The sequence below is a fragment of the Bordetella saccharivorans genome (assembly GCF_045862855.1).
GTDB classification, from domain to species: Bacteria; Pseudomonadota; Gammaproteobacteria; order Burkholderiales; family Burkholderiaceae_B; genus Bordetella_A; species Bordetella_A petrii_F.
Map to the genome: position 1 here is coordinate 4,793,504 of NZ_BAAFZO010000001.1, position 22,651 is coordinate 4,816,154.

A 22,651-nucleotide genomic window follows, 5' to 3' on the forward strand; every position below is an offset into this window, starting at 1 on the left:
GGCCGCGTGTCCGGCGGATCGATCCGCGATCCGTACCGCCTGGCCGATGTCGACGCCCTGCGCGGTTTCGCGCTGCTTGGCATCCTGGTGGTCAACATCGGCGTCTTCGCCTCCCCCTATTACGGCACGGGCCTGGCCGACCCGGCATTCGACCGGCCGCTGGACCATGCCGTGCTCTGGCTGGTCGCGCTGCTGTTCGAGACGAAGTTCTACCTGCTGTTCTCGTTCCTGTTCGGCTACAGCTTCACCCTGCAGATCGCCGCCGCCGAACGGGCCGGCGCGCCGTTCGCGCCGCGCTTCAAGCGCCGCCTGCTCGGGCTGGCGCTGCTCGGCGCGGCCCACGCCGTGTTGCTCTACCAGGGCGATATCCTGCTTGCCTATGCGGTGCTGGGCGCGCTACTGCTGCGGTGGCGCGAACTGGAGCCCACGCGCGCGTTGCGGCGGGCCGCCTGGCTGGTGCTGGCCTGTGGCGCGGGCTGGCTGATACTGGGCGTGCTGGCGGCCATGACGCCGGCCGATCCAGCGGATCCCGCGTGGCAGCAGGCCGATGTCGCCGCGGCGCTGGCGGCTTACCGGGGCACAATTGCCACGACCGTGGCGCGCCACGTATACGAGTGGCGCGCCAGCATGGCATTCGCGCTGATCACCGTCCAGGGTCCCTGCGCCCTGGCGATGTTCCTGGCCGGGCTCGCGGCCGGACGCCGTGGATTGCTGGCGGATAGCGGCGCCCACGTCCGGCAGTTGCGCCGTACCGCACGGATCGGCTGGCCGGTCGGGCTGGCGGGCGCCGGCGTGTATGCCACCCTGTCGCTGCCGGCGGGGTCCTTCGACGGGGCCATACTGGGACTGGGCATCGGCCTGTTGAGCGCGCCGTTCCTGACAGCTGCCTACGTGGCCACGCTGCTGCTGTTCCTGCGCACGGGTCCGGGATGCCGCCTGGGCGCCGTGCTGGCGCCCGCCGGGCGCATGGCGCTGAGCAACTACCTGCTGCAGTCGCTGGCCTGCGCGGTCATTTTCAAGGCCTATGGATGGCGGCTGATCGGCCAGGTATCGCCGCTGGCCGTGCTGGGCATCGCCGCGGCCCTGTTCGCCGCGCAACTGCTTGGCTCGGCGGCCTGGCTGCGCCGCCACGACTACGGGCCGGTGGAATGGCTGCTGCGCGCGCTGACCAACGCCGCCTGGCCGCGCTGGCGCGCCCGCGCGGCCGGCCGATGAGCGGAGCCCGCGCATGCGGGCCTCTAGCGCGAGCAGCCTCTAGCCGGCGGCCGGGCTGAGCCGGGTGCCGGCCGGATCGCCGCCCCGGATGATCCGGGCCAGCGCCGCCACCACTGCCAGGGTCAGCAGCACGCGCCCCACCAGGATGATCCAGATATCCGCGCCCAGCGTCAGCAGCAGGGCAGTGTCCTCGATGAGCGAGTGCGACAGGGAAATCCAGGACAGCGCCAGGAACCGCGTGCGCGCGGGCAACTGGCGCTTGTCGGCTTCTTCGATGATCAGCGCCCCGCCATAGCTCAGCCCGAGCAGCACCCCGACCGTGGTGACCGGCGCCACGCGCGCATCCAGGCCCGACAGGCGCAGCAACGGCATCAGCACGGCTGTAATGGCGCGGGTCACGCCGGTGCGCTCGAAGATGTCCAGCAGCACCAGCAAGGCCACGATGACACCATAGGTGAGCAGCAGCGACACCGCGGTGCCGCTCAGCCAGCCCAGCAGCCCCCCGGCCTGCGTGTCGGATGCCAGCGCCGAACTCTGCAGCCATCCCAGCGATACGGGCTCCTGCAGCCAGCCAGCCCACCGGCAGGTCCAGGCCACCGCGGCGCCGTACAGGATGGCGGCCCCGACCCGCAAGCCGGTAGTGGCCCAGAAGCTGGCCCCGGCGCGCCGCACAATGGCCTGCTCCACTGGCAAGCCATGAGCGAACAGCACCATGGAGCACAGTACGCTGAGCTGGGCGGCATTCAAGTCCAGGACGGGCGCAAGCCCGATCAGCGCCGCGATCGCCCCGTAGACCCCGACGCACATCCCCGCGACCCATACGATGCCGGCCTCCGGCGGGAGGTCGAGCAGCCCCATGGCCGGCGCGATGGCGCGCCCCAGCACGTCGACCCAGCCCAGCCATTGCCCCACCTGTACCAGGACCATGATCGGCAACATGACTTTGAGCAGCACCAGGAACAGCCGGCGGCTGCGACGCCACAAGTTCAGCAGGTAGGACACGACAAGAGCTTCCGGAAAAATTAGCGCAGGTGCCAGCATAGAATGGACGGCCAGAAATAGGCATGCCTTTTATTGCTGGAAAAGAACGTTTATTGTGCAATTCACGGGCTTCCGCACACGAAAATTGCGCCATGGAACTTGATACCTTCGACCACCGCATACTGGCGTTATTGCAGCGCGATGCCGACCTGTCGAACGCCGCCCTGGCCGACCGCATCGGCCTGTCGCCATCGGCCTGCCTGCGGCGCGTGGCGCGCCTGAAACAACACGGCGTCATCCGCCGCATCGTCGCCGTGGTCGACCCCGCCCAGGTGGCCCATGGGCTGTCGGCCATCGTCACGGTGGAATTCGTGCGCCACGGGGCCGCCCACCGGCAGGAATTCATGGCGCGCGTGCGAGCCGAAGCGTCCATCACCCAGTGCTACCTGGTCACGGGCGACGTCTCGTGCGTGCTGATTGCCCATCTGCGCGACATGGATGCCTATCTGGCGCTGGCCGAGCGCCTGTTCGAGCAGGACGCCAATGTAGCGGCCTTCTACACCCACATCGTGATGCAGACGATCAAGCATGAGCCGGGCATCCGGCTCTAGAGGCCCTGCGGCACGCCCGACACTGCATGCTGCGCCCATTCGGCCAGGGGCAGCGGCGTGCCGCTGTCCAGGATACGCGCCAGCAATACCTGCATTTGCGGCCATCCGCCGCGCCCGCTGGGCCAGCGGCGCGGGGTGACGATCCGCCAGGCGCCGCCGGCATCGCGCTCGGCCATGACAAAGCGGAACGTATAGTAGCCGGCCACTCCCATGCGCAGGTCGGTGACCACCAGCGCGTCGTCCAGCACGTCATAGCGCAGCCAGTCGTTGGTGAACCAGCGCAGGCGCTCATGCAGGAATGCTCCCGCCAGCACGCCGGCCTGCTCGGAATGCAGCGGCAGGCGCAGCATTTCGGGCGGATCGCGGTCCAGCCAGCCGCTGGCCGCTTCGTAGTAATGGCCGTCGCCGGTCTTGGCAATGACGCGCCAAAGCAAGGTATTGAAGGGCATGGGCGTGGCCAGCACGGCGGTGGGCTGTACCCCCTGCTGGCGCAGCGCCTGCTCGACGCGCCGTTCGGCATGCCAGCGGCCGGCCAGCGACACGCCCAGGTAGGCGGTACTGACGAGCAGCGTCGCGGCCAAGGCCAGGCAGGTCCGGCGCGTGCAACCGGCCAGCGCCGCGACCGTCACCGCGGCCAGCAGCGGCAGCGTGTAGACGGGATCGATGATGAACACCGCCGACCAGCTCTCGGGGACGCGGTCCAGCGGCCAGAACAACTGCGTGCCATAGACCGTGAAGGCATCCAGCAGCGCGTGCGTGACCAGCACCAGCCACAGTGTCAGCAGCAGGCGCGCGCCGCTATAGGGCGCGTCCGGCCATCGCTTGCGCACCAGCCAGGCCAGCACGGCCGCCAGTGCGCTCAGGACGAACAAGGAATGGGAGAAGCCGCGGTGATAGGTCATCAGCGACACGGGATCGGGATAGCTGACCAATACGTCGAGATCCGGCACGCTGCCCAGCAGCGCGCCGTACAGGAGCGCCTTGCGGCCCTGATGGCGCCCCAGCAGCGCGCCCTGAATACCGGCGCCCAGCACCGCCTGAGTAAGAGAATCCATGTGGTCCGGCCGGCTCCGAGAGAATGGCTGCGTTCGCGCCGCCGCCCGCGCGGCGCCCGGGCCGGGGATGGCGACAGGCGTTAAGATACCGCATCGGCTGCCAGCCGTTTTCCCGACAGGACCCCGATCCCATGGCCATCGACGGCGAACCCAAGGACGGCGATTTCGTCCGCTACATCGAGATGCTGAACCGACAGGCCGGCGGCTCGCCCGGCCAGGTGCCGCCGCGCCAGCCACGCGAGGCCCGCCGGCGCCAGCCGGCCGCCGTGCCCGTGCCCGCGCCAGCCGCGCCGGATCCTGCCGTGCCGGACGACAAGCCTGCTCCCACGATGGCCGCGCGCAGCGGACAACGCCGCATCGCCCTGGGCCTGACCATCGCCGGCCTGGTCGCGGCCTGGCACGCGGCGCGCTTGTTCGGCGCAGCGCTGGAACAGCGGCCCGTCGAGATCGACGAGCTGATCCCGGCGATTTTCCTGGCCGTGTGCGCCTTCATGCTGTTCAAGGGCGGCAGCCGCCTGCGCGCCGCCCAGCGCAAGCCGCTGCCCGCGCTGCCGCCGCTGTCCACCCTGCCTGGCGGCCGGAATCGCTCCACCTGAACGGCGCGGCGATCCGCCGCGCGGTGCTAACATTTCGGCCCACGGCGTGCCGGCCCATCCATATTGCGGAGTAAAAGTGAGCGACATCCAGCCCGGATTGACACCAGCCCAGGCGGCGACCATGCTGAAATTGCAGGACCGCCTCAACAGCATCATCAACCCGGACTGGATCGGCGGCGGGGCGCGCTTCCTGCGCGCCGCGTTCGTGGAATCGGCCGAGGCGCTCGAGCACCATGGCTGGAAGTGGTGGAAGAAGCAGTCCATCGACCTGCCTCAGGTGCAGATGGAACTGGTCGACATCCTGCACTTCTACCTGTCGCACACCCTGGTGTCGGCCGGCGGGTCCGCCGAGGATGCGGCGCACCTGCTGGTGGCCGACCTGGCTTCGCCCGACGCGATCGCGCTGGACGGCAACACTTACAGGCTCGGCGAGCTCGACGTGCCGATGCTGCTCGAGCTCATCGGCGGCCTGGCGGTCTGCGGCCGGGCCAGCTACAAGGTGCTGGAATGCACCATGGCGCGCTGCGACCTGTCGTGGAACGACGCCTTCACGCAATACGTCTCCAAGAACGTCCTGAACATCTTCCGCCAGGAGCACGGCTACAAGGACGGCACCTACGTGAAGATCTGGCAGGGCGAAGAAGACAACGTCGTGCTGGCGCGCCTGATGGCCGGCCTGGACCCGGCGCGCGCCGATTTCGCCGAAGCACTGCACGCCGGACTGCAGCAGGCCTACGCGCAGGCGCGCTGAGCCCGCGAGGCCGCTAGGCGGCCTCGATCACCGTCTGCAGGAATTGCTGGGTGCGCTCCTCGCGCGGGCTGGAAAACAGCACGCTGGACTCGGCATCTTCGACGATATTGCCCTGGTCGAAGAACAGCGTACGATCCGAACTGCGCTCGGCGAAGGCCATCTGGTGGGTCACGATGATCATGGTCATGGTGCGCTTGGCGGCCAGGTCGCGCAGGATCTGCAGAATGCCGCCCACCAGTTCCGGATCGAGCGCGGAGGTCACTTCGTCGAACAACATGATCTCCGGATGCATCGCCAGCGCCCGCGCGATGCCCACGCGCTGCTTCTGGCCGCCCGACAGCTGCGCCGGATAAGCATCCAGCTTGTCGCCCAGCCCCACCAGTTCCAGGTATTCGCGCGCCCGCTGGGCGGCTTCATCGCGCGGCACCCGCGACACATGCACCGGCGCTTCCATCACGTTGCCCAGCGCGGTCTTGTGAGGGAACAGGTTGAAATGCTGGAACACCATGCCGATCTTGCCGCGCACGCGCCGCACGTGCGCCGAGTTCGGCCCCATCGCGCGTCCCTGGGCATCGACCCACATGGACTCGTCGTCGATCAGGATCTCGCCGCTGGTGGGTCGGTCCAGCGTCATCAGGAGACGCAGCAGGGTCGACTTGCCCGATCCCGACGGACCGATGATGGAGACGGTCTGGCCGGCGGGTATCTCCAGGTTGATGCCGCGCAGCACTTCCAGCTCGCCATAGCGTTTGCACAGATTGTTCAGGCGAATGCTCGCGCTCATCGTGTACCTCCGAATTGTTTCAACCACGCCTCCAGGCGGCGCACGCCCCAGGCCGCCGCCAGACTCAACACCAGGAACAGTGCGCCCACCAGGGTCAGCGGCTCGGTATAGCGGAAAGTGGTCGAGCCGATGATCTTGCTTTGCTGCAGCACCTCGACCACCGTGATGGCCGACAGCAACGGCGTATCTTTGAACATGGCCACCAGATAGTTGCCCAACGCCGGCACCACCGGCGGAATGGCCTGCGGCAGCACCACGCCCACGGCCGTGCGCCAGGGCGACAGGTTCAGCGCGGTGGCCGCCTCGAGCTGGCCGCGCGGCACGGCCTCGATGCCGGCGCGGTAGACCTCGGCGCAATAGGCCGCATAGTGCACGCCCAGCGCCAGGATGCCGGTGGCCAGCGGCGACATCTGCAAGCCGGTCTGCGGCAGCACGTAGAACAGGAAGTACATCTGCACCAGCAGCGGCGTACTGCGCACGAACTCGACCAACACCGCCACGGGCGCCGATATCCAGCGCAGCCGCACCCGGCGCAGCATGGCCAGCACCAGCCCCAATGTCACCGCGACCAGCATGCCCAGCAGCGTGGCCTGGATGGTGATCACCAGCGCCGACCCCAGGGCCGGCAGGATTTCCCAGGCGAAGGCCCAGTCGAAAATAGGCTTCATCGGACTCGGAACCTCCGCTCCAGCAGGCGGATGCCCGCCGTGATGACCAGCGCCACGGCGAAGTACAGCAGCAGCAGCAACAGGAAAATCTCAGTCGTGCGCAGCGTCTCGGCGCGCAGCATCTGGCCGCGGAAAGTCAGGTCGGTAATAGTGATCAGCGACACCAGCGCGGTGTTCTTCAACAGTTCGATGAACAGGTTGCCGGCCGGCGGCAGCATGGCGGGAAACGCCTGCGGCAACACGATGCGCCGCATGCACTGGGCCGACGTCATGTTCAGCGCCACGGCGGCTTCGCGCTGCCCCGGCGCGACCGCCAGGATCGCGCCGCGCACCACCTCGGCGCCATAGGCGCCGAAATGGGCCGCCAACACCACGATACCCACGGTCACGGCCGGCAGCTTCAGGCCGAACAGCGGCAGTACGTAATAAAACCAGAATAGCTGCACCAGCGCGGAAGTGCCGCGGAACAATTCGACATAGACCAGCGCCGGCCAGCTGACCCAACGGTGGGACGACAGGCGCGCCAGGCCGGCGGCCAGCGCCAGCGGCACCGCCAGCACGGCGGCGCCCGCGGTAATGCGCAGCGTCACCCATAACCCGTCCAACAGTGGCGGCAGCAGCGTTGCTAGACCTTGCATCGTGGTCGCCGCGCCTTACTGGCCGTTCGTCGCGCACAGCTTGGCGGCGGTCACGTCGCCGGGCAGCTCTTCCTTGGTGAAGCCGAATGGCTGCACGATCTTGGCGTGCTCTTCCGTGCCGATGAACTTGGCCAGCTCGGCGTTGAACGCATCCACGAATTCCTGGTCCTCGGTGCGGAACGCGAACGCGCCATAGCCGCGCACGCTCTTGCCGTCGACGACGGGATCGGTGAACGGGTCGGCCTTTTCCAGGTCGCCGGCGGCGGTCTTGTTCATCAGGTCATTGACGGTCAAGGCAGTGGCCGCGTACGCATCGGCGCGGCCGGCCTGCACCCCCGACAAGGCGCTGACCACGTCGGGGAACACCACCACGCGGTCGACCGGGATCTCCGACTTGCGGGCGTATTCGCCTTCGATGGCGCCCACCACCACGCCCAGCTTGGCGTCATCCTGCTTGGCGATGTCCTCGTAGCTGTGCAGGTTCTTGGGGTTGCCCTTCTGCACCAGGAACGACTGGCCGACGCCATAGGTGGGGTTCGAGAAGGCGACCTGCTGGCAGCGCTCGGGCGTCACATACATGCCGGCGGCAATGATGTCGAACCGCTTGGCCTGCAGGCCCGGGATCAGCGAGCCGAATTCAGTCAACACCCCTTCGACTTCATTGATGCCCATCCGCTTGAGCACCACCCGGGCAATCTCCACCGCCTCGCCCGTGATCTGGTTCTTGCTGCTGTCCATATAGGCGTACGGCGCTTCGTTGGCATAGCCGATGCGGATCTTGCCAGCCGCCTTGGCGGCGGCCAGGGTGCTTTGCTCGGCGGGAGGATTGCTAGCGGCGGGCTTGGCCGCCTCATCATCGGACCCCGAATCGGAGCATGCCGCCATCAGCCCGAGACTCAGTGCCAGTACGGCCCATTTCGTCGTGTTCAGAATGCGTGTCATGCGCCACTCCCTATCAAAATATTTATGTACAGAACTAATTCACGCGAAATAGTACGTCAATTAATCATTTCAACACAAAGTATATAGCGACAAAAAAGGCAGGCTCGCGGCCTGCCCCGAATGAACGCGCAGCTTCGTTGCACGGACAGGCCCGGCACCTGCAGCCGGGCCCCGATGTAACGGCGACCTTACTTGCCCGCGTAGGAGAAGCGGCCGTCGCGTATTACGCCCATGACGCGCGCGCGCTCGTCGAAGCCCTGGTGATCGGTCTTGGAAATGTTGAGCACGCCGTTGGGCACCACCAGGTCGCGGGTGTTTTCCAACGCATCGCGCAGCGCCGCGCGGAACTCCGGGGTGCCCGGCTTGGCGCCGGTCTTCAGGGCGCGGCCCACGGCCGAATCGAGCAGCATCCACGCGCCATAGGCGTCGCCGGCGAACTGGGTCAGCGTGTGCGGGCCATGTTCGGCCTCGTACTTGTCGGCGAAAGCCACCGCCACTTGCTTGACCGGATTGCTGTCGGGCAGTTCGCGCGCCACCACGCCTGGCCCCGTGGGAAACAGCGTGCCTTCCACGTCCTTGCCTCCCACCTGCAGGAATTCCAGCGTCCCGATGCCATGTGTCTGGTAGACCGGGCCCTTGTAGCCACGCTCCAGCAGGGTCTTCTGCGGCAATGCGGCCGGCGTGCCCGAGCCCGCGATCAGCACCGCGTCGGGCTTGGCGGCCATGGCCTTGAGCACCTGCCCCATCACCGACGCGTCGTTGCGCTGGAAGCGCTCGTGCGCCACCACCTCGATGTCGTTGCCCGCCGCCTTGTTGAATTCGCTCCACCAGCTGTCGCCATAGGAATCGGCGAACCCGATGAACGCGACGGTCTTGATGCCCTTGCCGCGCATGTCTTCCACCAGCGCGGTGGCCATCAGCGAATCGTTCTGCGGCATCTTGAATGCCCAGCGGCGCTTGGGATCGTCCGCCGGCTCGACGATGACGGCCGAGGCGGCCAGCGCCACCATCGGCGTGCCGGTCTCGGCCAGCACGTCCAGGCCGGCCAGCGCGGCCGCGGTGATGTTGGGGCCGACGATGGCATCGACCTTGTCCTCGGAGGTCAGCTTGCGCATGTTCTTGACCGCGCGGCTGACGTCGGTGCCGTCATCCAGCACGATGTAGCGGGCCGGCTGCCCGCCCAGCGTGGGCGGCCACAGGCGCAGCGCATTGTTGGTCTGGATGCCGATGGCGGCGGCCGGGCCGGTGGTCGAGACATCGACTCCGATCACGACTTCGGCGCGCGCCGACCAGGACAGCAGGGGCAGGACGACGGCGGCGAGCGCCGCCAGGCGTGGCAGGGAAATGGGCATGGCAAATGTCCGCTGGAAGAAGAAGATGGCGACACGTTACTGCGCCAGGCGCTATTTTGCCCCACCGGGGCGGCCCGCGTCGCGCGATTGCGCCTCGTAGACCATGGCGGCCAGGGTCAGGTCCTCGAGCGCGCTGCCCACTGCCTTGAACACAGTGACCTGGCTGCCGGCGGTGCGGCCCGGCGCGCGGCCCGAGATCAGGTCGACCAGCGTCCCGCGTATGGCGGCCGGCGCCAGCACGCCCGCCTCGAAGGCGGCCAGCAGGTCGCCCGACTTGGTGGGAGCTTCGTCCGTGTCCACGTAGACCTCGGTGCCGTCGAAACAGGCCGGGTCGGTTTCCTTCATGTCCGGCTTGAAGCTGCCGATCAGGTCCAGGTGAGTGCCGGGGCGCAGCCAGGCGCCGCGCACCAGCGGCTCGGTGGACAAGGTGGCGCAACTGACGATGTCGGCCTGCCGCACCGCCGGCTCGAGCGCCTCCACCGCCTGGGCATCGAACCCCTGGGCCGCGAGCGCCGCGGCCAGCGCCCGCGCGCCGGCCGGACGCACATTCCACACCAGCACGCGTTCGATCGGGCGCACCGCGCGCATCGCCGGCGCCAGCAGGCTGGCGATCCGGCCCGAGCCCACGATGAGCAGCACGCGCGCATCCGGCCGCGCCAGGTAGGAGGCGCCCAGCGCGGCCGCGCCGGCAGTGCGCCAGACCGTGACCACATCGCCGTCGACCTGTGCCAGCGGCACGCCGGTGCGCGCGCTGTACAGGGTATAGACGGCGTGCAGGCCCGGCAGGCCCTGGCGCGTATTGTCGGGAAAGATATTGATGACCTTGACGCCGAAATAGCCCTGCCCGTTCCAGGCCGGCATGATCAGCGACGTGCCGCGCGCATCGCCCGACTCAATACTGTGCACGTGGCGCGGCGGCACGCTGGCCCCCGCCTGGAAAGCATCGCGCAACGCGGGGATGACATCGGGAAACGCCAGCGCGCGGCGGGTCTGCTCGGTATCGATGATCAGCATTCAGGGCCTCCGTTGGGAGGCCTATTATCGCCCTGCCGCCGCACAGCAAAATGCCAGCCCGGAAGCTGGCATTTTGTTCGGTCCCGGGACCGGATCAGCGGCGGCGATCGTGGTAAGCGGAGATGGTGGGATGGACGCGCCGGCCTTCATCCATGGCATGCAGCACTTCGCCGACGGATTCCAGAAAGCGGGTGACACCCTGCCTGAAGCGCCGCCAGCCACCCGGCGCCCCGCCCGACGGCTTGCCCGATGCCGCGGCCTTGCGAGTGGAATCTTCCATGACCAACTCCTTGAGAAGAATGAAAGGGAACCACGTCAAACCATGTTAGACCTCAAATTGCTGCTTCACAACATCTATCGTCATTCAGACAGATTCGTTGCTTATTGGGCACATGGCAACCAACAGCCAGCCGTGGCCGGCCTCGATTTTTGCGTTGCAACATACCAAGTCCGGAACACCTTCCCGTCCGTGAGGTATTACTAGACGACCGGTCTAATAGCGGCTAGAGTAGCATCATGGATACGCATCCTCCTGCCGACGTGCGTCGGCACATCTTCGACATCGCCCGCCCGCTACTGCTGCAAAAGGGCTATACCGCCGTCGGGCTGGCCGAGCTCCTGGCCGCGGCGCAAGTGCCGAAAGGCTCGTTCTATCACTACTTCGGCTCCAAGGACGCATTCGGGCAGGCCGTGCTGGAAAGCTATTTCGCCGAATACCTGGCCCACATGGACATCCTGCTGGCACAGCCCGGCACGGGCGCGCAGCGATTGATGGCCTACTTCATGGACTGGCTCGAGTCCCAGACTGGCGATGCGGCACAAAGCCGCTGCCTGGTAGTCAAGCTGGGAGCCGAAGTCTGCGACTTGTCCGAAAACATGCGTTCGGCGCTCGAATACGGCACGCGGGCCATCACCGGGCGCCTGGCGCGCGCCGTAGCCGGCGGCCAGGAGGACGGCTCGCTGGCCGCCGTGGCGGACGCGGCGGCGCTGGCCGTCTCGCTGTACCAGACATGGCTGGGCGCCAGCCTGCTGGCCAAGATCACGCGCGACCGCGCGCCACTGGCCACGGCCCTGGCCGACACCCGTCAAGTGCTGGGCCTGGCATCCAGCGCATGACTTCCTTTGCTTCTCCTCTTGGAACCGACCCGATGCCGCAAAGCGACAACCTGAACCGCCGCATCGTCCTCGCCGCCCATCCGCGCGGCCTGCCGACGCCGGCGGATTTCCGCCTCGAGCAAGCCGCCGTTCCGGCACCCGCGCAAGGCGAGGTGCTGCTGCGCACCCTGTACCTGTCCCTCGACCCGTACATGCGCAACTTGATGGATGAAGTCGGCCCCGCCTATGCCGACGCGGTGCCGCTGGGCCAGCCCATGGCGGGAGGCACGGTCAGCCGCATCGTCGAATCCCGCAATCCGGCTTTCCGAGTCGGCGGACTGGTGCTGGCCAACGCCGGCTGGCAGGACTTCGCGCTGTCCAGCGGCGCGGACTTGCTGCCGCTGGATGGCATGGCCGAGCCCTCGCTGGCGCTCGGCGGCCTGGGCATGCCGGCCTTCACCGCCTATGTCGGCCTGCTCGATATCGGCCAGCCGCAGGCGGGCGAAACGGTGGTGGTGGCCGCCGCCACCGGCGCGGTCGGAGCGGTGGTCGGGCAGATCGCCCGGATCAAGGGCGCGCGCGTCGTCGGCATCGCCGGCGGCGCCGACAAGTGCCGCTATGCCATCGAGGAGCTCGGCTTCGACGCATGCCTGGACCGCCGTGACCCGCAACTGGCCGAACAGCTGCGCGCCGCCTGCCCGGACGGCATCGACGTGTATTTCGAGAACGTCGGCGGCACAGTATTCGACGCAGTACTGCCTCTGCTGAATATCGGCGCCCGCGTGCCGGTTTGCGGGATCATCGCGCATTACAACGACGAGGCGCCGCCCGCCGGCCCGGACCGCCTGCCGCAGACCATGGCGATCGTGCTGCAACGGCGCATCCGCGTGCAGGGGTTCATCATCCTGGACCATTACACCGGCCGCTTCGAAGCATTCCGCCGCGACATGGCTGGGTGGCTGGACAGCGGCCGGATCAGGTTGCGCGAAGACCGCGTGGACGGCCTGGAGAACGCCCCCGCCGCCTTCATCGGGCTGCTCGAGGGCCGCAACTTCGGCAAGCTGGTCGTGCGGGTGGCCGACGCCTGACGCCGGCCCTGGCTAGCCCTGCCCCAGCAGGTCGAGGTCGACCGGCAGGGCGCGGTTCAGGGCGGTCGCCACCTTGACCCGCAGGTCATTGGTGTGCGCGCGGCGGATTTCGCGCTTGACGTCCAGCAACTGCTGGGGGTGCATGGAAAACTCGGTCAGCCCCAGGCCCAGCAGCAACCGGGTCAGACGCGCGTCGCCGGCCATTTCGCCGCACACGGCGACCGGCTTGCCGGCGCGCACGCCTGCATTGATGGTATTGGCCACCAGGCGCAGCACCGCAGGATGCAGCGGATCATACAGGCTGGCCACGTCATGGTCGCCACGGTCGATGGCCAGGGTGTACTGGATCAGGTCGTTGGTCCCGATGGAAAGAAAATCCAGCGCCTGGGCGAACGGCTCGATGGCAATCGCGATGGCCGGCACCTCGACCATGGCGCCCACCTCCAGGCGTTCGGCATAGGCCTGGCCGCGCGCATCCAGTTCACGGCGGGCGGCCTCGATGGCGGCCAGGGCGGCCGTGACCTCGTGCATGTGCGTGACCATGGGCAGCAGCAGCCGCACATGGCCATGCGCCGAGGCGCGCAGGATGGCGCGCAGCTGCGTGGCGAACATTTCGGGCCGGGCCAGGCAATAGCGGATCGCGCGCTGCCCCAGCGCCGGGTTGGTGGCGACCGTGGCCTCGTCATCCAGGGTCTTGTCGGCGCCCAGGTCCAGGGTGCGGATGGTGACCGGCCGGCCGCCCATGATGCGCGCCACCGACGCATAGGCCTGGTACTGCTCTTCCTCGTCGGGCAGGGCCTGGCGCCCCATGAACAGGAACTCGCTGCGGAACAGGCCGATGCCGTCGGCGCCCGCGGCGAGGGCGGCCGCGGCCTCGTCGGGCAGCTCGATGTTGGCATTGAGCACGATGTCGATGCCGTCGAGCGTGACGGCGCGCTCGTCGCGCAGCAGCGCCAGCTCGGCGCGCTCTTGCGCGTACGAGACCTGGCGATCGCGATATTCCTGCAAAATGCGCGGCGCGGGGTTGACCAGCACGACCCCGGCGGCGCCGTCGACCACCAGCGTGTCCCCGTCGCGCACCAGGTCGCGCACGTTGCCCAGCGCGACCACGGCTGGCACGCCCATGCTGCGCGCCACGATCGCGGTATGCGAGGTGGGCCCGCCCAGGTCGGTGACGAAGGCGGCGAAGCGCCCGCCGCGCAAGCGCAGCATGTCTGCCGGCGAAATGTCGTGCGCCACCACCACCAGCGGGTCGTCGCCATCCAGGTCGCCGGCGTCGGGCAGCATGGCGGAGCTGCCGGACAGCACCTGCAGCACGCGTTCGATGACCTGGCGGACATCGGCGCCACGCTCGCGCAGGTATTCGTCTTCCATGGCGTCGAACTGCTCGCCCAGGATCTGCCCCTGGGTGGCCAACGCCCATTCGGCGTTGTAGTGGCGTTCGGCGATCAAGGCGGCGGTCTGCTCGGCCAGCAGCGGGTCGGCCAGCAGCAGGCGGTGCACGTTGAGCATGGCGCCCAGCTCGCGCGGCGCGTCGGACGGCAGGCTGTCGGCCAGTTGCAGCAGGTCGGCCTGGGCGGTCGCCAGCGCCTGGGTCAGGCGCGCGCTTTCGGCGGCGACATCTTCGGGCGCGATGCGATAGTGGGCAACTTCGAGCGAGGCGGCCCCCATGACGACCGCGCGGCCGATGGCGTAGCCGCGCGCCACGCCCTTGCCGTGCAAGGCCACCACGGCGCAACCCGCCCCCGCCGGGGCGGCCGGTTCTGCTGGCGCGTTATTCGTGCTCACCGAATTTGCTGTCGAACAGGTTCTGTATCTCGGAAAGCGCCTGGTCGGCGTCGCCGCCCGAGGCTTCCAGGCGGACGGTGACGCCTTGCCCGGCGGCCAGCATCATCACGCCCATGATGCTCTTGGCATTGACACGCTGCGCGCCGCGGGAAATGAAGATTTCGCTGCCGAACTTGCTGGCCAGTTGCGTCAGTTTGGCGGCCGCCCGCGCATGCAGGCCCAGCTTATTGGAAATGACGATGTCTGAAATAGGCATAGAAATAAAGTGATCACGGCCCGGCATGGCCATTCCCGCCGCGGCATCCGCATGCCGCCTTACGGCTCGTGCCATGCACCGACATAATAGGGCAAAAAACGCCCCGTCAGTCTACCCGCAGACAGCCCTGCACGCCGCCCGCCAGCGCCTTTTCGCGGGTCTCCGCCAAGGTCAGGTGGCGCGAGGTCAGCGCCCGCAGCAGCATGGAGGTATTCAGGCCCGCCACCACGCAGCATTGGGTGCCCAGGGCCTGGGCCTCGGACACCGCGCGCTTGGCGGTATTGGCCGGCGTGGCGCCGATCAGGTCGGTCAGCACCAGCACGCCGTCGCCGCTGTCGGCGGCCCGGATATCGCGCAACAGGGCCGGCGCGGCGTCCTCGGGGGAGTCGTCCGGCTGGATGTCGTGCACGGCCATCTGCACCGCGCCCTCGCCCAGCACGTGTTCGGCGAATTCGCGCATGGCCTGCCCCAGCGGGGCGTGCACGACGATGACAATCCCGGTCATGGAAGCTCCGCCTTCACGCCGTGGCGCGTTCCAGTGCGATGGCGAACATGCCGGCGACATCGAAGCCCGTCTGTTCGGCGATCTCGACGAAACAGGTGGGACTGGTCACATTTACCTCGGTGACGTAATCGCCGATGACATCCAGGCCCACCACCAGCAGCCCGCGTTCGGCCAGGCGCGGCGCCACGATGGCAGCGATCTCGCGGTCGCGCTCGGAGAGCGGCTGCGCCACGCCCCGGCCGCCCGCGGCCAGGTTGCCGCGCGTCTCGCCGGCCAGCGGAATGCGCGCCAACGCATAGGGCACGGCCTCGCCGCCGATCAGCAGAATGCGCTTGTCGCCCTGGACGATCTCGGGAATGTAGCGCTGCGCCATGATCGTGCGCGCGCCGTCGTCGGTGAGGGTTTCCAGAATGGCGTTCAGGTTGGGCTCGACGGCCTGCAGGCGGAAGATGCCGGTGCCGCCCATGCCGTCCAGCGGCTTGACGATGACGTCCTGGTGGCGCGCGTGGAAGGCCTTGAGGCGGGCCATGTCGCGCGTGACGAGCGTCGGGGCGGCCAGTTCGGCGAACTCGGTAATGGCGAGTTTCTCCGGGTGGTTGCGGATCGCCGCCGCGTCGTTGAAGACCTTGGCCCCCTGCGCCTGCGCATATTCGAGCATGTGCGTCGAATAGACATACTCCATGTCGAACGGAGGGTCTTTGCGCATCAGCACGGCGCCATACTGCGACAACGGCGCATCCTGGGGCGCGCCAGTGTCGCGCCACCAGTCGTGGCCGTGCAGGTCGGCGCCCTCGACCAGCTCGATGGGCGTGGCACGCACCTGCACCACGCCGTCGTCGATGAAGAGATCGCCCTGCAAAGCCACGCTGAGCGTATGGCCGCGCGCGACAAGCGCGCGCATCATGGCGACCGAACTATCCTTGTACGCCTTCAGCCGCGGCAAGGGATCGATAACGAATAAGACGTGCATTGTGATATCCCGGACGCGCGCCGTGCGGGAACATCGGCGCGCCGAACCGACATCGTAGCGTAAATGGGCATCGGCCGCCGGCCAGCAATACGGCCCGGCCCGCCGGAAGCGGACCGGGCCTGCCGCAGCGGCGCGTCAGCTCGCCGAGTCGCCTTTGCCGGGGCTGCTCTTCTTGCGCGGCGCCAACACCATGACCATCTGGCGGCCTTCCAGCTTGGGCATCGCCTCGACCTGGGCCAGTTCGGTCAGGTCGTCGCGCACGCGCTCGAGCACGCGCATGCCCAGTTCCTGGTGGGCCATTTCACGGCCGCGGAAACGCAGCGTGACCTTGGCCTTGTCGCCCTCTTCCAGGAAGCGGCGCAGGTTGCGCAGCTTGACCTGGTAGTCGCCCTCGTCGGTGGCGGGACGGAACTTGACTTCCTTGACCTGGATGACCTTCTGCTTGGCGCGGGCTTCAGCCTGCCGTTTTTGTTCCTGGTACTTGAACTTGCCGTAGTCCATCAGACGGCACACCGGGGGATCGGCATTGGGCGCGATTTCCACCAGGTCCACGTCGGCTTGTTCGGAAAGACGGAAAGCTTCGGCCAGCTTGACGATGCCCAGTTGCTCCCCGTCCAGACCTATCAGGCGCACCTCGGGGACGCGGATTTCACCGTTGATGCGATTGGCTTTTTCAGTGGCGATGTTGACGACTCCTAAAAGATTTAAGTAGCACTGCTTTCGGGTTGAACGACATTGCGGCGCGCGGCGACGTCTTCGGCCAGGCGGGCGGCGAAATCATCGAGCGCGATGACGCCCAGATCGAGCCCCCCCAGGCCGCGGACGGCAACCGTGCCATTCTGCTTTTCCTTGTCACCCACGACAAGAATGTACGGAACCTTTTGCAGGCTATGTTCGCGGATTTTACGAGTGATTTTTTCCCCGCGCAAATCCGACTGCACTCTAAAGCCTTGTTTTTTCAGGGTTTGTGTGATTTGCGCCGCATAATCGGCGGAAGGCTCGGAAATGCAGCACACCACCGCCTGCACAGGGGCCAGCCACGGCGGCATCGCGCCGGCGTGGTTTTCGATCAGCATGCCGATGAAACGCTCCAGCGAACCCAGGATGGCCCGGTGCAGCATGACGGGCGCGCGCCGCTGGTCATTGGCATCGACATACTCGGCACCGAGCCGCACCGGCATGGAGAAGTCCACCTGGATCGTGCCGCACTGCCAATGCCGGCCGATGGCGTCCTTCAGCGTGTATTCGATCTTCGGGCCGTAGAACGCGCCCTCGCCCGGCGAAATCTCGAATTCGCAGCCGGTGCGCCGCAGGCTTTCCATCAGCGCGGTCTCGGCCTTGTCCCAGATCTCGTCGCTGCCGATCCGCTTGTCCGGGCGGGTCGCCACCTTGTAGAGGACTTCGGTGAAGCCGAAATCACGGTAGACCTTCTGCAGCAGCGCGGTGAAGTCGGCGCATTCGTCCTGCAGCTGGTCCTCGGTACAGAAAATGTGGCCGTCATCCTGCGTGAAGCCGCGCACCCGCATCATGCCGTGCAGCGAACCCGACGGCTCGTTGCGATGGCACTGCCCGAATTCGCCGTAGCGCAGCGGCAGTTCGCGGTACGAATGCAGCCCGGCGTTGAAAATCTGCACGTGGCCGGGGCAGTTCATCGGCTTGAGCCCGTACACGCGGTTCTCGGACTCCGTCGTGAACATGTTCTCGCGGTAATTGTCCCAGTGGCCGGTCTTTTTCCAGAGCGAGATATCGAGGATCTGCGGCGCCTTGACTTCCTGGTAGCCATTGTCGCGGTAGACGCCACGCATGTACTGCTCGACCTGCTGCCACAGCGTCCAGCCCTTGGGGTGCCAGAAAATCAGGCCGGGCGCCTCATCCTGGAAATGGAACAGGTCCAGGTCGCGGCCGATCTTGCGATGGTCGCGGCGCTCGGCCTCTTCGAGCATGTGCAGGTAGGCCTCCTGCTCGTCCTTGGTGGCCCAGGCGGTGCCGTAGATGCGCTGGAGCATCTCGTTGTTGCTGTCGCCGCGCCAGTAGGCGCCGGCCACCTTCATCAGCTTGAAGACCTTGAGCTTGCCGGTCGACGGCACGTGCGGGCCGCGGCACAGGTCGATGAAATTGCCTTCGCGGTACAGGCTCAAGGTTTCATTGGCCGGGATGGAGGCAATGATTTCCGCCTTGTAGTGCTCGCCGATGCTCTTGAAATACGCCACCGCGTCGTCACGCGTCCATTCCTCGCGCGTCACGACCTCGTCCTTGCGGGCCAGCTCGGTCATTTTCTTCTCGATGGCGGCCAGGTCTTCCGGGGTGAACGGGCGCTTGTACGAGAAATCGTAGTAAAAGCCGTTCTCGATGACGGGGCCGATCGTGACCTGGGCGTCCGGGAACAGCTCTTTCACTGCGTATGCCAGCAGGTGGGCGGTGGAATGGCGGATCAGGTCGAGCCCATCCGGATCCTTCGCGGTGACGATGGCCAGCTGGGTATCGCGCTCGATGCGGAAGCTGGTGTCGACCAGCCTGGCCTCGCCGCCGGGCGGCGTGACGCGGCCGCCCAGCGCGGCCTTGGCCAGCCCGGTGCCGATGGACTGCGCGACCTCGGCGACCGTGACCGGCCCCGGGAACTGACGCTGCGAACCATCGGGCAATGTGATCTGTACCATCGGATATTTCCTGGCGAAAAAACGACAAACGCGGCTGTCAGCCGCGTTTCGTCTGGTTGCTTGTTGAGCCTTACCGTCTGCCTGACACGGCGAAACCCGACACTGGATAAAACTAACGCGACAAGGGGCGGAAGTTTCCGGTCGTAGTTCGGGTCGGGCGAAGCATCATGCTTGGGGGGTCATCCGGACGCGGCACGCAACACGCGCGCCGATCGTCAAACATTGTAGCACTACCCGGCCGGCCGTTGCCGGCGCGGCAGTCCGGTGCGCCGCTTGCCTATACGCCGATGGCTCGACCCTGGCAATTGTGCGGGCCCCAAGTCCGAAATGTCTGACACAAGACCAGTCTTATTTATTCGATACTGCCTTAAAACCACCCCCGTTCTTCAGTAGCCTGCGGGTAACACCGCGCCGACGGCGCGGCCGTCTTCTGCCACACGCCATGATCCACCCCTCTGTTTCCACGGCCTCGGCTCCGCCCCTGGTATCCGCCCCGCTCCCCGCGGCGCGGCGCTACCTGCTGCTCTCGCGGCCACGCCAGCGCCTGCGCATCGCCATCCTGGACGACCACCCCGTCATCACCCTCGGGGTGGCGGCCTATCTGCGGGCCCAGCCCGATTTCGACATCCTGCACGCCGAGACCACCGCCGACGGGCTGCTCGACGGCCTGAAACAGCAACCCTGTGATGTCGCGGTGGTCGATTTCTACCTGCCCAACCAGACCTGGGACGGCATGAACTTCATCCGCCGCCTGCGCCGCCTGTACCCGGGCATGGCCGTCATCACCTTCTCGGCCGGCAGGCCGGCCGAAACCGAGTACGCCGCCTTCCGGGCCGGCGCGGCCGGCTATCTGCCCAAGACCGCGTCGATGGCGGCGCTGGCCGACGTGATCCGCGCCGCCGCCCAGCGACCACGCGGTTTCGTCGCCTACGAAGACGGCGCCCTGCGCACCTCTCCCCCGCGCCACCCCGACTCGCGCCTGACCACCGCCGAGATCGAAGTCCTGCGCCAGATCGCCCAGGGACGCTCGGTGACGCAGGTCGCCGCGCGCCTGCTGCGCAGCAAGAAAACCATCAGTACCCACAAGCGGCGCGCCATGCGCAAGCTCGACCTGGCCGACGACCTGGCGCTCGCCCTGTACCTGAACGAGAAGTTCGACCAGAACACCGGCCCGTGAAGCCCATGCTCAACCTGCCCACCGTCCTGGCGCTGTATCCCGACGCCGCCGGCCGCCGGGCGTTTCTCGAAATGTCGGTGGCCCACGCCCGCGCCGACCTGGCCGCCATTCGCCAGGCGGTCGAAACCGGCGATTACGTCCAGGCGCGGCAGCAAACCCACCGCGCCAAGGGCACCGTCGGCTTCCTCAGCACCGACCCCGATGCCACGCGGCTCCTCGACGCCCTGACCGAAGCGCTGCGGGCTGGCGACGCCGCGCGCATAGCCCTGGCGCATGCCCCGGTCGAGGCAAGCCTGGCGCGGCTCGAAGCCGAACTGCTGCGACAGATCTCCGACCTCCCGGCCGCCTGACACCGCCCTCCCAGGTCAGGCTTCCAGGTGCGGCCGCATCAAGGTCCCGAACCAGTCCAGAAACACGCCCAGGCGCTCGGACCTCTGGCGCCTGTGCGGATACAGCAGCGATATCGGCATGGAGGGAGGCCGATGATCCGGCATGACCTCGACCAGGTCACCCGATTCCAGCAAATGCCTGACATCGAAGCGCGGTATCTGGATCATGCCCGCGCCCGCCAGGCAGCAGGCGATGTAGCTCTCGGCATTATTCACAATGACCCTGCTGGGCACTTCCAGTGCGTGCAGGCCGCCATTGCCCGCCAGGTACTCCCAGGGCGACTCCCGGCCTGTTCTGGCGGAGGCGTAGCCCACCGACCAGTGTCCCTTGCGCAGGTCCGCCGGCCGGACGGGTTCGCCATGCTCGCGCAAGTAGCCCGGGCTGGCGCAGTTGATCAAGCCCACCTGCCCCAGCGGCCGCACCACCAGGCTGCTGTCATGCAGCGCGCCAACCCGCACGGCGCAATCGACGCCCTCGCGCACCAGGTCGATGGCCCGGTCGGATGAGCCCAGGCATATCTGCAGCCCGGGATGGCTGCGCAGCAGTCCGGGCAGTGCCGGCGCGATCAGCCGCCGGGCGATGCGGCTGGGCACATCGATATTGAGCCGGCCCGACACCTGGCGCTGGCCACCCTGGAACAACTGGTCGATATCCTCCACGTCGGCCAGCAACGGGCGCACGCGCTCGAGCAATTGCATGCCATCGGCGGTCAGGCGCACCTGGCGCGTCGTACGGTGCAGCAGGCGCACACCGAGCTGCCCCTCCAGTTGCTGGATGGCGGCGGACACGGACGCGCGCGGCAGATCCAGCCGGTGGGCCGCCTTGATGAAACTGCCCATCTCCGCCACCTGCGCGAAGACGCGATATTGCTGGAATCTGTCCATGCGTTCCGATTATGCGCGGCCGGGCCCATGCGGGCCCGGTTTCGACGCTACCTCCTGCGCCACAGCAGCCAGGCCGCCGCCACGGGAATGCCGAACAGCACCGCGTGAATGGGCAGCTCTTCGGCCAGTGTGTAGCCATGCGACAGGCCGGTGGCCAGATTCCAGCACGACGCACCCAGCCAGACCACCGTGAACGCGCCGGCCGCCAGCGTGCGGCGGCTGGCCGGGGCCAGCCGCAGGAACAGCACCGCCAGCACGATTCCCACTGCGATCAGGACCAGGGTGCGCATGTCAACCTCACTTGGTGGTGTAGCCACCGTTGATCAGGATGGTCTGGCCGGTCATCCACCACGTATCGCTGACCAGGTGCCGGATGAACGGCACGACGTCCTCGATGTGGGTCAGGCCGGTCGGCGTGAAGGGCGACAACGCCGCCGCAGTCTTGTGGTATGCCACCGCGTCGTCGCTCTCGGCCGGGTAGAAGAAGGGAGTGTCCATGGGACCGGGGCCCACTGCATTGACCGAAATGCCGCGCGCGCCGAACTCCTTGGCGGCGGCGCGCGTGTAGTGCTCCACCGGCGCCTTGGTGCCGGCATAGGCGGAATAGAACGGCGTGAAGGCGCCCAGCAGCGACGTGACCAGGGTCACGATCTTGCCATTGTCATTGACGTGCTTGCCCGCTTCCTTCAGGAAGAAAAACGCCGACTTGCTGTTGATGGCGGCCATTTCGTCGTACTCCGCCTCGGTGATCTCCGTGAAAGGCTTCTTGAGCACCTTGCCGACCGTATTGATGGCGATGTCGGGTCGGCCCACGGCGGCGATGGTATCGGCGAACAGCTGCTCGACCGCGCCCGCGGTGGTCAGGTCGCCCTGCAGCGCGACGGCTTGCGCCCCGGCCGACTTGACCGCCGCCACGGTTTCATCGGCGGCGGCCTTGGACCCATTACTGTTGTAATGGACGACGACCGCGCGGGCGCCCTGCTCGGCAAGGTCGCGGGCGATCAGCCCGCCCAGATTCTTCGCGCCGCCGGCGATCAGCGCCACTTTGCCCTTGATGGAATGGTCAGCCATGGAAAGCCTCCTTCAGGTATCGATGGAGCTGCCAGATTAGGCCCCGGCGGCGGCTCGATAAACCAGTGAAGCCTGGATAGATTATCCAGAAACGGCGAACAATGAAAGCGCCGGACCGGTTCGTGCGCCGCGGCGATTCCCTGTCCGCGCGCGGTGGCAGTAT

General features: G+C 67.3%; 26 protein-coding genes. 8 read left to right on the forward strand and 18 right to left on the reverse strand.

Annotated features, from left to right (window positions below; translation table 11 throughout):
- The first annotated feature begins 6 nt into the window (after positions 1 to 6).
- Positions 7 to 1,215: a DUF418 domain-containing protein gene (locus ACKTT0_RS22945; protein ID WP_407852047.1), complete on the forward strand. Its 1,209-nt coding sequence runs from the start codon at positions 7 to 9 to the stop codon at positions 1,213 to 1,215.
- Between the two features lie 39 nt (positions 1,216 to 1,254).
- Here ACKTT0_RS22945 and ACKTT0_RS22950 read toward each other — a convergent pair whose 3' ends face one another.
- Positions 1,255 to 2,217 (reverse strand): nucleoside recognition domain-containing protein, encoded by a 963-nt coding sequence (locus ACKTT0_RS22950; protein WP_407852048.1) that lies wholly within the window; start codon positions 2,215 to 2,217, stop codon positions 1,255 to 1,257.
- 131 nt (positions 2,218 to 2,348) lie between these two features.
- On the opposite strand from ACKTT0_RS22950, the gene ACKTT0_RS22955 reads away from it, so the two are divergent.
- Positions 2,349 to 2,807 carry an Lrp/AsnC family transcriptional regulator gene (locus ACKTT0_RS22955; RefSeq protein WP_407852049.1) on the forward strand — a complete coding sequence of 153 codons (459 nt, stop codon included), beginning with the start codon at positions 2,349 to 2,351 and terminating at the stop codon, positions 2,805 to 2,807.
- On the opposite strand, the gene ACKTT0_RS22960 is transcribed toward ACKTT0_RS22955, so the two are convergent.
- Positions 2,804 to 3,862, reverse strand: a complete 1,059-nt coding sequence (locus ACKTT0_RS22960) for a metal-dependent hydrolase (protein WP_407852050.1) — start codon at positions 3,860 to 3,862, stop codon at positions 2,804 to 2,806. The two genes, ACKTT0_RS22955 and ACKTT0_RS22960, sit on opposite strands and share 4 nt — an antisense overlap.
- 131 nt (positions 3,863 to 3,993) lie before the next feature.
- Between ACKTT0_RS22960 and ACKTT0_RS22965 the strand changes: the two genes are divergently transcribed.
- Positions 3,994 to 4,458 (forward strand): hypothetical protein, encoded by a 465-nt coding sequence (locus tag ACKTT0_RS22965; RefSeq protein WP_407852051.1) that lies wholly within the window; start codon positions 3,994 to 3,996, stop codon positions 4,456 to 4,458.
- Between the two features lie 121 nt (positions 4,459 to 4,579).
- The gene (locus ACKTT0_RS22970; protein ID WP_407852487.1) at positions 4,580 to 5,209 is read left to right on the forward strand and encodes a dUTP diphosphatase; all 630 of its coding nucleotides are present in this window, start codon (positions 4,580 to 4,582) and stop codon (positions 5,207 to 5,209) included.
- Between the two features lie 13 nt (positions 5,210 to 5,222).
- Here ACKTT0_RS22970 and ACKTT0_RS22975 read toward each other — a convergent pair whose 3' ends face one another.
- From ACKTT0_RS22975 to ACKTT0_RS23005, 7 genes are all read right to left on the reverse strand, one after another.
- Positions 5,223 to 5,993 (reverse strand): amino acid ABC transporter ATP-binding protein, encoded by a 771-nt coding sequence (locus ACKTT0_RS22975; protein ID WP_407852052.1) that lies wholly within the window; start codon positions 5,991 to 5,993, stop codon positions 5,223 to 5,225.
- Positions 5,990 to 6,661: an ectoine/hydroxyectoine ABC transporter permease subunit EhuD gene (gene ehuD / locus ACKTT0_RS22980; RefSeq protein WP_407852053.1), complete on the reverse strand. Its 672-nt coding sequence runs from the start codon at positions 6,659 to 6,661 to the stop codon at positions 5,990 to 5,992. The genes ACKTT0_RS22975 and ehuD overlap by 4 nt, the downstream gene beginning before the upstream one ends.
- Positions 6,658 to 7,299 (reverse strand): ectoine/hydroxyectoine ABC transporter permease subunit EhuC, encoded by a 642-nt coding sequence (gene ehuC, locus ACKTT0_RS22985; protein ID WP_407852054.1) that lies wholly within the window; start codon positions 7,297 to 7,299, stop codon positions 6,658 to 6,660. Before ehuC ends, ehuD begins: the two co-directional genes overlap by 4 nt.
- 15 nt (positions 7,300 to 7,314) lie before the next feature.
- Positions 7,315 to 8,241, reverse strand: coding sequence for an ectoine/hydroxyectoine ABC transporter substrate-binding protein EhuB (gene ehuB, locus ACKTT0_RS22990; protein WP_407852055.1), 927 nt, complete (start codon positions 8,239 to 8,241; stop codon positions 7,315 to 7,317).
- Between the two features lie 188 nt (positions 8,242 to 8,429).
- On the reverse strand, positions 8,430 to 9,593 hold the full coding sequence (locus ACKTT0_RS22995; RefSeq protein ID WP_407852056.1) for an ABC transporter substrate-binding protein: 1,164 nt from the start codon (positions 9,591 to 9,593) through the stop codon (positions 8,430 to 8,432).
- A 51-nt stretch (positions 9,594 to 9,644) separates the two neighbouring features.
- Positions 9,645 to 10,607: a bifunctional Delta(1)-pyrroline-2-carboxylate/Delta(1)-piperideine-2-carboxylate reductase gene (lhpI, locus tag ACKTT0_RS23000; protein ID WP_407852057.1), complete on the reverse strand. Its 963-nt coding sequence runs from the start codon at positions 10,605 to 10,607 to the stop codon at positions 9,645 to 9,647.
- A 94-nt stretch (positions 10,608 to 10,701) separates the two neighbouring features.
- On the reverse strand, positions 10,702 to 10,887 hold the full coding sequence (locus ACKTT0_RS23005; RefSeq protein WP_038853922.1) for a hypothetical protein: 186 nt from the start codon (positions 10,885 to 10,887) through the stop codon (positions 10,702 to 10,704).
- Positions 10,888 to 11,123: 236 nt separating this feature from the next.
- Here ACKTT0_RS23005 and ACKTT0_RS23010 point away from each other — a divergent pair, with 236 nt between their 5' ends.
- A complete protein-coding gene (locus ACKTT0_RS23010; protein ID WP_407852058.1) occupies positions 11,124 to 11,723 on the forward strand; it encodes a TetR/AcrR family transcriptional regulator in 600 nt (199 codons plus the stop codon).
- Positions 11,724 to 11,755: 32 nt separating this feature from the next.
- Positions 11,756 to 12,790, forward strand: coding sequence for an NADP-dependent oxidoreductase (locus tag ACKTT0_RS23015; RefSeq protein ID WP_407852059.1), 1,035 nt, complete (start codon positions 11,756 to 11,758; stop codon positions 12,788 to 12,790).
- A gap of 12 nt (positions 12,791 to 12,802) precedes the next feature.
- Here the strand turns inward: ACKTT0_RS23015 and ptsP are convergent, their stop codons facing one another.
- From ptsP to thrS, 6 genes are all read right to left on the reverse strand, one after another.
- Positions 12,803 to 14,512, reverse strand: coding sequence for a phosphoenolpyruvate--protein phosphotransferase (gene ptsP, locus ACKTT0_RS23020; protein ID WP_407852488.1), 1,710 nt, complete (start codon positions 14,510 to 14,512; stop codon positions 12,803 to 12,805).
- A gap of 52 nt (positions 14,513 to 14,564) precedes the next feature.
- Positions 14,565 to 14,834, reverse strand: a complete 270-nt coding sequence (locus tag ACKTT0_RS23025; protein WP_012249738.1) for an HPr family phosphocarrier protein — start codon at positions 14,832 to 14,834, stop codon at positions 14,565 to 14,567.
- Between the two features lie 106 nt (positions 14,835 to 14,940).
- Positions 14,941 to 15,339 (reverse strand): PTS sugar transporter subunit IIA, encoded by a 399-nt coding sequence (locus ACKTT0_RS23030; protein ID WP_407852060.1) that lies wholly within the window; start codon positions 15,337 to 15,339, stop codon positions 14,941 to 14,943.
- A gap of 13 nt (positions 15,340 to 15,352) precedes the next feature.
- Positions 15,353 to 16,309, reverse strand: coding sequence for a glutathione synthase (gshB, locus tag ACKTT0_RS23035; RefSeq protein WP_407852061.1), 957 nt, complete (start codon positions 16,307 to 16,309; stop codon positions 15,353 to 15,355).
- A gap of 135 nt (positions 16,310 to 16,444) precedes the next feature.
- Positions 16,445 to 16,993 (reverse strand): translation initiation factor IF-3, encoded by a 549-nt coding sequence (infC, locus tag ACKTT0_RS23040; RefSeq protein WP_038853921.1) that lies wholly within the window; start codon positions 16,991 to 16,993, stop codon positions 16,445 to 16,447.
- A 20-nt stretch (positions 16,994 to 17,013) separates the two neighbouring features.
- On the reverse strand, positions 17,014 to 18,966 hold the full coding sequence (gene thrS / locus ACKTT0_RS23045) for a threonine--tRNA ligase (RefSeq protein ID WP_407852062.1): 1,953 nt from the start codon (positions 18,964 to 18,966) through the stop codon (positions 17,014 to 17,016).
- Between the two features lie 442 nt (positions 18,967 to 19,408).
- Here thrS and ACKTT0_RS23050 point away from each other — a divergent pair, with 442 nt between their 5' ends.
- On the forward strand, positions 19,409 to 20,143 hold the full coding sequence (locus tag ACKTT0_RS23050; RefSeq protein WP_407852063.1) for a response regulator transcription factor: 735 nt from the start codon (positions 19,409 to 19,411) through the stop codon (positions 20,141 to 20,143).
- The gene (locus tag ACKTT0_RS23055) at positions 20,140 to 20,493 is read left to right on the forward strand and encodes a hypothetical protein (protein WP_407852064.1); all 354 of its coding nucleotides are present in this window, start codon (positions 20,140 to 20,142) and stop codon (positions 20,491 to 20,493) included. Before ACKTT0_RS23050 ends, ACKTT0_RS23055 begins: the two co-directional genes overlap by 4 nt.
- Positions 20,494 to 20,508: 15 nt before the next feature.
- Here ACKTT0_RS23055 and ACKTT0_RS23060 read toward each other — a convergent pair whose 3' ends face one another.
- Genes ACKTT0_RS23060 through ACKTT0_RS23070 form a run of 3 tightly spaced genes read right to left on the reverse strand, consistent with a single transcriptional unit; the run spans position 20,509 to position 22,488 of the window.
- Positions 20,509 to 21,417, reverse strand: a complete 909-nt coding sequence (locus ACKTT0_RS23060; protein WP_407852065.1) for a LysR family transcriptional regulator — start codon at positions 21,415 to 21,417, stop codon at positions 20,509 to 20,511.
- Between the two features lie 47 nt (positions 21,418 to 21,464).
- Positions 21,465 to 21,707: a hypothetical protein gene (locus tag ACKTT0_RS23065; protein ID WP_407852066.1), complete on the reverse strand. Its 243-nt coding sequence runs from the start codon at positions 21,705 to 21,707 to the stop codon at positions 21,465 to 21,467.
- Positions 21,708 to 21,714: 7 nt separating this feature from the next.
- Positions 21,715 to 22,488 carry an SDR family oxidoreductase gene (locus tag ACKTT0_RS23070; RefSeq protein WP_407852067.1) on the reverse strand — a complete coding sequence of 258 codons (774 nt, stop codon included), beginning with the start codon at positions 22,486 to 22,488 and terminating at the stop codon, positions 21,715 to 21,717.
- Positions 22,489 to 22,651 lie beyond the last annotated feature (163 nt).

Bases quoted from the DNA above. Each gene is read 5' to 3' on its own strand.
- lhpI (WP_407852057.1), bottom strand. From the start codon at position 10,607: ATGCTGATCATCGATACCGAGCAGACCCGCCGCGCGCTGGCGTTTCCC.
- ACKTT0_RS23030 (WP_407852060.1), bottom strand. From the start codon at position 15,339: ATGACCGGGATTGTCATCGTCGTGCACGCCCCGCTGGGGCAGGCCATG.
- ACKTT0_RS22970 (WP_407852487.1), top strand. From the start codon at position 4,580: ATGCTGAAATTGCAGGACCGCCTCAACAGCATCATCAACCCGGACTGG.
- ACKTT0_RS23065 (WP_407852066.1), bottom strand. From the start codon at position 21,707: ATGCGCACCCTGGTCCTGATCGCAGTGGGAATCGTGCTGGCGGTGCTG.
- ACKTT0_RS23025 (WP_012249738.1), bottom strand. From the start codon at position 14,834: ATGCCTATTTCAGACATCGTCATTTCCAATAAGCTGGGCCTGCATGCG.
- ACKTT0_RS22960 (WP_407852050.1), bottom strand. From the start codon at position 3,862: ATGGATTCTCTTACTCAGGCGGTGCTGGGCGCCGGTATTCAGGGCGCG.
- thrS (WP_407852062.1), bottom strand. From the start codon at position 18,966: ATGGTACAGATCACATTGCCCGATGGTTCGCAGCGTCAGTTCCCGGGG.
- ACKTT0_RS22995 (WP_407852056.1), bottom strand. From the start codon at position 9,593: ATGCCCATTTCCCTGCCACGCCTGGCGGCGCTCGCCGCCGTCGTCCTG.
- ACKTT0_RS23060 (WP_407852065.1), bottom strand. From the start codon at position 21,417: ATGGACAGATTCCAGCAATATCGCGTCTTCGCGCAGGTGGCGGAGATG.
- ACKTT0_RS23070 (WP_407852067.1), bottom strand. From the start codon at position 22,488: ATGGCTGACCATTCCATCAAGGGCAAAGTGGCGCTGATCGCCGGCGGC.
- ACKTT0_RS23015 (WP_407852059.1), top strand. From the start codon at position 11,756: ATGCCGCAAAGCGACAACCTGAACCGCCGCATCGTCCTCGCCGCCCAT.
- ACKTT0_RS22955 (WP_407852049.1), top strand. From the start codon at position 2,349: ATGGAACTTGATACCTTCGACCACCGCATACTGGCGTTATTGCAGCGC.
- ACKTT0_RS23005 (WP_038853922.1), bottom strand. From the start codon at position 10,887: ATGGAAGATTCCACTCGCAAGGCCGCGGCATCGGGCAAGCCGTCGGGC.
- ehuC (WP_407852054.1), bottom strand. From the start codon at position 7,299: ATGCAAGGTCTAGCAACGCTGCTGCCGCCACTGTTGGACGGGTTATGG.
- ACKTT0_RS22975 (WP_407852052.1), bottom strand. From the start codon at position 5,993: ATGAGCGCGAGCATTCGCCTGAACAATCTGTGCAAACGCTATGGCGAG.
- gshB (WP_407852061.1), bottom strand. From the start codon at position 16,309: ATGCACGTCTTATTCGTTATCGATCCCTTGCCGCGGCTGAAGGCGTAC.
- ehuB (WP_407852055.1), bottom strand. From the start codon at position 8,241: ATGACACGCATTCTGAACACGACGAAATGGGCCGTACTGGCACTGAGT.
- ACKTT0_RS23010 (WP_407852058.1), top strand. From the start codon at position 11,124: ATGGATACGCATCCTCCTGCCGACGTGCGTCGGCACATCTTCGACATC.
- ACKTT0_RS22965 (WP_407852051.1), top strand. From the start codon at position 3,994: ATGGCCATCGACGGCGAACCCAAGGACGGCGATTTCGTCCGCTACATC.
- ehuD (WP_407852053.1), bottom strand. From the start codon at position 6,661: ATGAAGCCTATTTTCGACTGGGCCTTCGCCTGGGAAATCCTGCCGGCC.
- ACKTT0_RS23050 (WP_407852063.1), top strand. From the start codon at position 19,409: ATGATCCACCCCTCTGTTTCCACGGCCTCGGCTCCGCCCCTGGTATCC.